The organism is Clostridium sp. CF012 (assembly GCF_018861755.1).
GTDB lineage: Bacteria > Bacillota > Clostridia > Clostridiales > Clostridiaceae > Clostridium_AD.
The window spans coordinates 43,836-54,035 of record NZ_JAHLEF010000035.1 but is presented as its reverse complement, the minus strand read 5'-3'; the positions used below and the strand labels follow the sequence as shown (position 1 = coordinate 54,035).

Annotated in this window: 9 protein-coding genes; 6 read left to right on the top strand and 3 right to left on the bottom strand. The window is 30.8% G+C overall.

Translation table 11 applies throughout. From position 1 onward, the window contains the following. Positions 1–396: 396 nt before the first annotated feature. Together KPL50_RS21650 and KPL50_RS21645 are read right to left on the bottom strand one after the other, a co-directional pair. The gene (locus KPL50_RS21650; protein WP_216300617.1) at positions 397–1,098 is read right to left on the bottom strand and encodes an aspartate/glutamate racemase family protein; all 702 of its coding nucleotides are present in this window, start codon (positions 1,096–1,098) and stop codon (positions 397–399) included. A gap of 4 nt (positions 1,099–1,102) precedes the next feature. After that, positions 1,103–1,606, bottom strand: coding sequence for a peptide deformylase (locus KPL50_RS21645; RefSeq protein ID WP_216300616.1), 504 nt, complete (start codon positions 1,604–1,606; stop codon positions 1,103–1,105). A gap of 138 nt (positions 1,607–1,744) precedes the next feature. On the opposite strand from KPL50_RS21645, the gene KPL50_RS21640 reads away from it, so the two are divergent. The 3 genes from KPL50_RS21640 (at position 1,745) to KPL50_RS21630 (ending at position 5,841) form a co-directional block, all read left to right on the top strand. After that, positions 1,745–3,130: a PLP-dependent aminotransferase family protein gene (locus KPL50_RS21640; protein WP_216300615.1), complete on the top strand. Its 1,386-nt coding sequence runs from the start codon at positions 1,745–1,747 to the stop codon at positions 3,128–3,130. A 395-nt stretch (positions 3,131–3,525) separates the two neighbouring features. After that, complete coding sequence (pepF, locus tag KPL50_RS21635) at positions 3,526–5,334, top strand: oligoendopeptidase F (RefSeq protein ID WP_216300614.1); 1,809 nt, start codon at positions 3,526–3,528, stop codon at positions 5,332–5,334. 84 nt (positions 5,335–5,418) lie between these two features. Then, on the top strand, positions 5,419–5,841 hold the full coding sequence (locus tag KPL50_RS21630; RefSeq protein ID WP_216300613.1) for a VOC family protein: 423 nt from the start codon (positions 5,419–5,421) through the stop codon (positions 5,839–5,841). Between the two features lie 159 nt (positions 5,842–6,000). On the opposite strand, the gene KPL50_RS21625 is transcribed toward KPL50_RS21630, so the two are convergent. Beyond that, positions 6,001–6,498 carry a hypothetical protein gene (locus KPL50_RS21625; protein ID WP_216300612.1) on the bottom strand — a complete coding sequence of 166 codons (498 nt, stop codon included), beginning with the start codon at positions 6,496–6,498 and terminating at the stop codon, positions 6,001–6,003. Positions 6,499–7,232: 734 nt separating this feature from the next. On the opposite strand from KPL50_RS21625, the gene KPL50_RS21620 reads away from it, so the two are divergent. The 3 genes from KPL50_RS21620 to KPL50_RS21610 all read left to right on the top strand — a co-directional run bounded on the left by KPL50_RS21620 (position 7,233) and on the right by KPL50_RS21610 (position 9,685). Continuing rightward, the gene (locus KPL50_RS21620) at positions 7,233–8,642 is read left to right on the top strand and encodes a L,D-transpeptidase family protein (protein ID WP_216300611.1); all 1,410 of its coding nucleotides are present in this window, start codon (positions 7,233–7,235) and stop codon (positions 8,640–8,642) included. A 412-nt stretch (positions 8,643–9,054) separates the two neighbouring features. Further along, complete coding sequence (locus KPL50_RS21615) at positions 9,055–9,465, top strand: hypothetical protein (RefSeq protein ID WP_216300610.1); 411 nt, start codon at positions 9,055–9,057, stop codon at positions 9,463–9,465. A gap of 49 nt (positions 9,466–9,514) precedes the next feature. Continuing rightward, positions 9,515–9,685, top strand: a complete 171-nt coding sequence (locus KPL50_RS21610) for a hypothetical protein (RefSeq protein WP_216300609.1) — start codon at positions 9,515–9,517, stop codon at positions 9,683–9,685. Positions 9,686–10,200: the final 515 nt, after the last annotated feature.

Below are 10,200 nucleotides of genomic sequence, written 5' to 3'. Positions count from 1 at the left end.
TTAGCATGCAAATGCAAGGTGCACTGTCAATCTTTACTGTGAACCTAAAGAGAATAATTAAGTTAAAAGGATTGAAATAGGCCTATTTCTTCTTAATTATAAAAATATAAAACATGAGATATCCAAAAATATGGATATCTCATGTTTTTTTTGTTCAAATTAGGAACCCAGTTGAAAAAACAACCATTTTTTCAGTGGCCTCATCTAAGGATGTGGGGTTTATTTATTTGGGTTGCATTCACATTGAGGCTATATGCCATTCTTTAATTATTCTAACTATAATCTATTTTAAACATATATCTTAAATTTGAAGTTATATGTTTCATTGTCTATATACACCACATTAAATATAAATAGTCTTCACTTTAATAAATCATTATCTTAGACTTTGGGAAATTATAGTTTTTCTCCAAGAGAATATTCTAAGGTTGCCCTTGCATGAAGTGTAAGAGTATCTAATAATGTAATATGCGAATCGTGTTGTTTTAATAATAAAGGTAATTCTGTACATCCGAGGATAACACCATCAACATCATATTGGTCAATTATTTTTTTAAACTTTATTCTTGTTTCTTGAGATATATTGTCTACTACAAGTTCATTAAAAATAATTGAATTTATTTCATTTTGATGTTCTTCACTTGGTATGATAACTTCAATACCATTTTTCTTAAACCCGTCTTGATAAAAAGAGCTTTGCATAGTATATTTTATGCCAGTTAATAGTACATTTTTTAAATTCAATTCAATCGCCTTTTGTACTGTAGTATCAATAATACTTATCATTGGAATATCTACATTTTGATTTACTTGATGGAACACAGAGTGGGGAGAATTTGCAGCCATTATTACAAAATCTGCTCCTGCATTTTTTAAGGAATTAACTCCTCTCTCTATATACTCTATGTATTCCTCAGTCTTTCCTTCGTTCTCTAGGTCAGTAAAATATTGAAAATCAAGGCTATTAATTAATATTTCAGGATAATAATAATCCGAATATTTTTCATAATACAAATCTGTAATTGTTTTATAATACTGAATTGTGGAAGCCAAACTAATACCACCAAGTATTCCAATTTTCTTTTTTTTATTTCTCATGTTATCAGTCTCCTTTAAAAACAGATTCTTGACTTTTTAAACATAGAGATTTATTATCTATAGCTTTCATTGTGGCAAGAATTCCGTCAAGATGATCGTATTCATGTTGAAATAATTCTGACAGATCTCCTTCAAGTTTTATTTCATTATCAATAAAATTTATGTCCTTAAATTGAACCCTACATCTCTTATGACGCCTCACCTTTACTAATAGTTCAGGAAATGACATACAGTCATCCAATACCTCCATAAAATCATCATCATCAAAGATCAATGTTGGATTTACAAAAACTATTGGTTTTGTTATATACATATATAACACTCTTTTTTGAACTCCAATTTGAGGTGCTGCAATTGCTCTTCCTTTTCCATATTGCTCTCTAAAATTAATAAGGGTATCATGTAAATCAACTATTACTTCTTTTATATAATTAATATCTTCTTTATCTACCAGCTGACTCATTTCATACAATTTGGAATTTCCTAATAAAAGAATTTTTTTCACCAAAGTAATCTCTCCTTAAATTTTATTCATTTACAAAAGTACTTTTGTATTACGGTAAGCTTATTAGTTATATTATATTGTTGAGATTGTATGCAATCAATGATAATATTGTATGCAATACAATATTTTGGAGGGGTAATTATGCCTGTAAACTCATTTATAGATTATCCAATGTCATGGACTCCCAATAAAATTAATTTAAGGTCACCACTTTATAAATCTATTGCAATTATTTTAGAAGAAGATATTAGGAAAGGTGTTTTAAACCCCGGTGATAAACTCCCTCCTCAGAGAGAATTAGCCGATTTTCTAGATATTAATTTAAGTACTGTAACTAGAGCCTTCAAGATTTGCGAATTAAAAGGACTTATTAGTGGTACGACAGGTAAAGGTACTTATATTTCTTCAGATGTACAGGTTTCTTCCCCGATGTTAAATATAAAACCTACGCTTAATTGTATTGATATGGGGGCATCTCATCCTCCGTATGAGCAAAATAAATATGTCATTGATGTAATGAATGAGGTTTTAAAGAAAAAAGATATAAACAATCTTTTAAAATATTCTGAACCTTTGGGAAGAATTTCTCATAAAATAAATGCTCAAAAATGGCTTCAAAGATTCAATTTAAATGCTGATATTGATAACATAATGATTGCTTCAGGACTTCAAAATGCCTTATGTATAATACTAATGTCTCTGTTTCAACGTGGAGATAAGATTGCAACCGACCAATACATATATCCTGGTTTTAAATCCTTAGCTAACGTGTTAGGTATCCGCCTAATTCCTATCCCATATGCAAATAATAAAATGAATTTACAAGCTTTTAACAAGCTTTGTAAAAATGAAAGCATAAAAGGGTTATACATTATGTCAGATTGTAATAATCCTACAACGTATACTCTAAATAATAATCAACGAATAAGCATAGCAAAGATTGTAAGGTATAACAATCTAATATTCATAGAAGATGCTAGCTATTCTTTTTTAACCCAAGATAATCTTGTACCTATCTCAAGTATTGTCTCTGAACAAAGTATATATATTTCTAGCGTTTCTAATGCTTTATGTGTAGGTTTAAGGGTTTCTTTTTTAGTAGTTCCAAATAATCTAAAAGCTTTAATTTCTGATGGGATTAATAATGTAAATGTAATGACATCGCCTTTTGATGTTGAGATCATATCTAGACTTATAGAGTCAGGTTTATCAGAAAAAATAATTGAAGAAAAACGAGCAAGAATTGTAGAAAGAAACGTTATTACTGATCGTATATTAAAAAATCAAAAAATATATGGTAATAAATATAGTCAATTTAGATGGTTAGAATTACCTCTTAAATGGGTAGATGGTCAATCATTTGAAGAAATATGTAAATACAATGGTGTTTTGGTATATTGCGGAGAAAAATTTGCAGTTGCAAATTCTAAAACTATCCCAGCTGTAAGAATTGCAATCTGCTCTCCTAATAATATTGACGAATTAAAAAAAGGCTTAAAGATACTTAATTCTATTATTAAAAAATAGAACTTAAAGGCTTGGATACTTCCAAGCCTTTGTTTTTCGTAAATTATTTGTACCAAAAGAAATATAAAATTGAACTTATAATCAAAATTGATAATACAGTTAACGTTATAATATTCATTATTCATTTAGAAGATATAAGGGGTGATGATCATCACTAATATTTACAATCATCATCTCGGCCAGTATTCCGTAAGGGGTAGCGACAACATTATGTGAATTTACAACGTTAAGCATTAAAACTAGTTAGTTTTAACAGCTATAACATCGGTGAGGCTTGAGAATATTTAATGGATGATATGTAACATTCACAATACATACATTGGTCTATAGACTAAACCAATAATAAGGTATAAAATATAAATAATACCAATCAAAATACAAAAGGGGGCTTTAAAATGGGAAAAACTTTAAAGGATAGAAAAGATGTAGAGCAATCACTTACTTGGGATTTATCTGCTATTTATGCAACAGAGCTGCAGTATAATTTAGCTGGAAAAGAGCTTCAAGAACTTACTTTTGAGGTAGAAAAAAATTATAAAGGAAAGCTGAATACAGCAAGCAATATTAATCAATGTTTGAATAAAATGAGAGAGATAGCCGAGATTTCATACCTTACAGGATCTTACGCAGAGCTTGCAGTTTCAGTGGATCATACTAACAATGAAAACCAAGACAGAGCTATGAAATATATGAATATGGCATCTGATATTGACAGCAGGCTGAGCTTTGTAAAAAGCGAAATTATACAAGCTGATGAAAGAATTATTGACGATGCAATAAGTGAGTCAAAGGAAAATAGCAATTATTTAAATGATATAAAAAGAGATAAGGCACATGCACTTCATCCAGAAGTAGAAAGAGTATTAGCTGCTTTAGCGGGAACATTAGAAGCCCCTTATAGCATTTATGAACGAGCTAAGCTTGCGGATATGAATTTCGATAACTTTACTGTAGACGGAGTGGAGCATCCACTTAGTTTTGGACTTTTTGAAGATGAATGGGAATATGAAAATGATGCATTGGTCCGTAGAGCTGCGTTTGAAGCTTTCTCTTCTAAATTAAGGGAATATCAGAATACTGTAGCAGCAGCTTATCAAACTCAAGTACAAAAGGAAAAAACAATGGCAACGCTTAGAGGGTTTGATTCCGTTATAGACAGTTTGTTATTCTCTCAAAAGGTAGATAGGCAGTTATATAACAGGCAGATAGACTTAATTATGGAGAAGTTAGCACCTCACATGAGAAAGTATGCGAAGCTTCTTGCGAAGATACATAAAATAGAAGAAATGACTTTTGCGGATTTGAAGGTTTCAGTTGATCCAGGCTATGAGCCTAATATAACAGTGGAAGGGTCTAAGAAATATATTGAGGGGGCATTATCTATACTCGGTGAAGATTACATAGAGATGGTTAAAAGAGCTTATGATGAAAGGTGGATTGACTTTGCACAAAACAAGGGCAAATCTACAGGAGCTTTTTGTGCAAGTCCTTATGGAAGCCATTCTTTCATTTTAATTTCTTGGGCTGAAAAAATGGCAGAGGTATTTGTACTAGCACATGAGCTTGGGCATGCAGGACACTTCAATTTATGTAATAAAAGCCAAAATATATTTGATACAGAGGTCTCAACATATTTCGTAGAAGCACCATCTACAATGAATGAGATGCTCATGGCAAATTACCTTATGAAAGTTAATGATGATCCTAGATTTAAGAGATGGGTTTTATCCTCAATGATAGGACATACTTATTATCATAACTTTGTAACACACCTCTTAGAAGCAGCGTATCAAAGAGAGGTATACAATATAATTGATCAGGGCGGAAGCGTTCAGGCTACAAAACTTAATGAAATAAAAAGAAGTGTACTTGAAAAATTCTGGGGAGATGACGTGAAAATAATTGATGGAGCGGAACTTACTTGGATGAGACAGCCTCATTATTACATGGGACTTTATCCTTATACTTACAGTGCAGGACTTACCATAGCTACAGAGGTTAGCAAGAGGATTTTAAGTGAAGGACAACCAGCTATAGATGATTGGATAGCTGTACTTAAAGCAGGATCAACTAAAACACCAGTAGAGCTTGCGAAAATGGCTGGAGTAGATATAACCACAGAAAAACCATTGCTTGATACAATAGAGCATATTGGTAATATAATTGATGAGATAATAAAGCTCACTGAGGAAATTGAATGTTAAAAATTGTGATGAATTAACAGGATTTTTTGTGATATAATATTAAAATAAATCATAATTAATAATTTTAAATTAGGAGTGAAGCGAATGGCAATTGGTGTTTATATTAATTTTAATGGAAACTGCCGCCAAGCGGTAGAGTTTTATGCGCAGGCTTTTGGAACGGAAAAACCACATATTATGACTTACGGGCAGACTCCACCTGACCCAAAATTTGTTATCTCAGAAGAAGCAAAGAATCTTGTGTTGCATGCACTGCTTAATATTGCTGGAAGCAATGTTATGTTTTCAGATGTTTTTCCGGGTACTCCTTTTACCAACGGAAATAACATAACTCTTGTAGTAGGCAGTAAGAATATAGATGAAATTAAATCCTTATTTAATAAACTAAAAGAGGGAGGTACTGTAGACATGGAGCTTCAAGAAACATTCTGGAGCAAGTGTTACGGTAGCCTAACAGATAAGTTTGATATTGGATGGCAATTTAGCTACGACAGTAAAGAAATGTAAAAGTAATAAAAAAGAATAAAAAGGGTATAGAACTTTCTTATAAAGAAAAAGTTCTATACCCTTTTTGCATCTAACCATTAAGTAAAACAAATTAGTAAAACAAATTGTGTTTATAATTTGTTCATGAACATTCTTGAAAAGACTGCCGAAGCAGTCTAATTAGTTTTCGTATATATTTTTCGAATCTTTAATCTGATGTATTTTTAGCATAACCGCTCTTGCTATTGGCTGTGCAATACATAACTCTACTGCAAAGGAAATTGCAAAATTACGTGGCCACTTATAAAAGAACATACGAATTGGCTCCATATTAACTTGCCTGGTTCCTATCCATGTACCAATCACAGTCAAAAATATTGACATTAAAAATACCGTGCATAAAATATTTATAACAATATGCGAACTAAAACTGTCTCCCTCCTCTACTATTCTAGACGTTAACCATTCAGCAGGTTTATATGTTATTAAAACTAAGACAATCACGCAAATCCAAATAAAAGGTATTATTTTTATTGCATCTGCCCATACATACATATGAAAGCCAACTTCAAAGCAAGTAATCAATGGTGCAATTATATTAACTGATATAATTGAAATAACTGCCAAAAATAACGCGAAATCCCTTTTGTTTCTTGGTAAATTCATGTAAAATTCCATACTTCATTTCCCCTTTTCTTAGTATATTTTACGCAAAAAATAAAGCTCAAATAACTTTTGCCGTCTTTTAGACAACAAAAAAAACACATATAGTTATTTTGTATCGTAAACCGTAATCAGATTTACGTGCAAAGCACAACATGTGTCGTTTATTTGAACTCATTATTTAATTTTTCACTTAATAAATAATATACCATGTTTTTATTGAAAAATCAAATGAACTTTCAGCAGTATATTGTATTCTTGTATTGTTTAAAGCAAACAATAACTTCCAGTATTGTATGTACACCGAGGTCGTAGTAAAAATTGAAAGTCGTTACTTTACTTGCTTTAATTTTACTACATGAATTAATATTCATAATTACTGTAGAAGTAATTGTTGCAAAGCTTTCATTTTTCATTTATCATTTTAGTTAGTAACGATAATAACTATTATCGTTACTAACTAAAATGTAGAGAGAAGTAATTAAAATGGCGTTTGTTTGTAAATACGAGTGAATTAGCCTTTACGGAATTTAAAAAGTTTATTCAAGAAAACAATAGCTGTAGTTAAAAATTCAATTAAACCTTAATATATTTTTTACTGTACCAATAATTTTGAATAAGCTAAAAAATGCCACACTGGACAATGAATATATTAAGGGGCAGCTAGTAAAACTAATTATGTAGCTAATAGATGTTACTTAAAAGACTGTTTTGAGGTATAATAGATTAAGAAAATAGGGGGTGCAATTATGGAAACTGCGGTAGAAAAGTCAACAATAAGGTCAATAAAAAAGCGTAAGAAAATTGTTTTAGGTATTATAATTTCTATTTGTACTTTACTTATAATATACTTTGGGATGGCAATATATTTTATGAATCATTTTTATTTTGGTTCTACAATAAATAGCATTAGTGTTTCAGGTAAAAGTGTAGAAGTCGTAAATGAACAAATGGCATCTGAGATTCAAAAGTATCAGTTAAACATAAAAGAACGAGGCGGTATAAATGAACAAATTAGAGGAGAAGAAATTGGCTTAAAGTATGATATGAATGGTGAGTTTAAGGAGTTTAAAGATAAGCAGAATCCTTATAAATGGATTTCAGCAGTTTTTAATACAAAAGATTCTAAAATGATAGTAGGAGTTAAATATGATAAAGATTTATTAAAAGAACAAGTGGATAAGCTTTCTTGTTTTGATAGTAGTAAGGTGATTGAACCTAAAAATGCTAGCTATAAGTATATAGATAATAGTTATGTGATTGTGGATGAAGTCATTGGAAACAAGGGCAATAAAGACATTTTATATAAGAATGCCGTAGATGCAATGACTAAGGGTGAAACAACAATAGATTTGGAGTCAATTAACTACTATGTTAAGCCAACATATACTTCAAAATCTCCAAAGGTAGTTGCCACAAGGGACAAGTTAAACAAATATGTATCTTCAAAGATTACCTATATTTTTGGGGAAGATAAAGAAATTTTAGATGGTTCTACAATAAATAAGTGGGTTACAGTTGATGAGGATAGTGAAGTCACATTTAATGAAAAACAAGTTGAAAGCTATATGGAAGTACTTGCTAGTGAATATAATACAGTTGCTAAGACGAGAAGTTTTGTTACATCATCGGGAAAGGTAATTAATATTGGTGGCGGTAGTTATGGATGGGCCATTAATAAGGTTAAAGAAGTCCAAAATTTAATTTCCATGATAATGGAAGGGGAATCTATAGAAAAAGAACCAGCATATTATCAAACCGCATTATCTCGTGGCAAGGATGATATTGGAAATACCTATGTAGAAATAGATCTTTCAGGGCAACACATGTGGTTTTATAAAAACGGAGTGCTGATAACAAAAGGGGATGTTGTTACAGGTAATGATGGATCTGATAAGACTAGAACGCCTATGGGCATTTATAAGATCGATTATAAAGAAAGAAATGCGACCCTTAAAGGTGAAGACTACGCTGCTCCTGTGAATTATTGGCTACCTTTTAATGGAGGAATAGGAATTCATGATGCAAGCTGGCGAACTGATTTTGGTGGAGAGCTATATAAGACAGGCGGATCACATGGTTGTATAAATTCACCATACGATGTAGCGAAAACAATATTTAATAATATAGAGGCAGGTACTCCAGTTATTTGTTACTAATAGAAGATAAATTTATTTAATTTTAAACCAGAGTGGACAAAACCTAGAATTCCAAACCCTTTAGTGAAACAATTAGAGGAAATAAGATATGCATAGCAGACTGAGTGAAAAATTAAATAGAAGTAACAATAAAAGCTTATTTCATAGAGAAATCTATGGGGTAGGCTTTCTCTAATTGATTAAGAAAATGAAATGGTATTTATCTACATATATGCTACACTATATAAAGGGAATTGGAGATTAATGCAGAATTATAGTTTGAGGAAACTTAAATAATAGAGTAGTGTATTTATGTGGGTGGTATGGTGCTTGTTATTAGTAGTATGATAGTTTGTTTTATGGCAGGCCTAATTCCGTCCATAATTGCAGCAAAGAAAGCTTAGGACGACCGTATTAATGAGGAGTGAGTAAAATGGGGAATTTAAAAAATAAGTTAACAAAGTTTATGTATGGTAGGTATGGTACAGACCAACTGTATATTGCATTGATTGGGGCATATTTCGTTTTGATAGTTGCTAATACTTTTATCAGTTCTACTGTTATTAGCATTTTTATGTCTGCTGTTCTGGTTTATACTATTTTCAGAACGTTATCTAGAAATGTTTACAAAAGACGTATGGAAAATGAAAAGTTTATGAGGATTTGGAAACCTGCTCGCGCAAAAGGTTCTTTGACGATTCGCAGAATTAAAGAAATTAAAACGCATCGTTTTCGCAAATGTCCACATTGCAAGAAGGTACTTCGTTTGCCACGAATGAGGGGAAAGCATACAGTTAAATGTCCTTGTTGCAATAAGGAATTTGAACTGCGAATTCTAGGGTAGGCTACCTTACACTTAACCTAGTTAAATAAGTACTTGGGAGGTTTTGTATTTGAATTTAAATTTTTTAATTGCTCCACTTGAAAAGTTTTTTTACTTTATACACAGCGGTATTCATATAATTATACCAATTAATAATATATCCTATGGCCTGGCAATAATTGTTTTTACAGTTATAATAAAGTCAGTGTTGTTGCCTTTAACTATTAAACAAACTAAATAGACAGCTAAAATGGGTGCAATTCAACCAGAAATGAAAAAAATGTAGGTAGATTTGTGAATACAAACTTACCTACATTATATTTTTATAAAGGTCGGTTCATTATTTCCATCTACTCTGTTATATTAAAAAGATTATAAAGTAATATTTACTGTTATATAATCGCATATGTAATGTATTAATACTAAGTTGTAACAAATTTGATATAACTCTGCAACATTTAAATTATATAATTAATTAAGGTTAGTTTACAGAGCAAATGGAGGTTAATATTATTGAAAACATTTTGGTGCGAAATAGATTTAGATAAATTAGAATATAATGTGAACATTATTAAAAAAAATACTAATAAAAAAATACTAATAAAAAAATAATTGCTGTAGTTAAATGGTTATAGCGGCGAAAGTTTAGGATATAGGAGAATCTTTAACTACTATGCAAATATAATTAGAATCTATTATGTAGAAAAAAATCAATATATAGGCATTAGGATAATACTAGTGATGTTACTTAAAAGA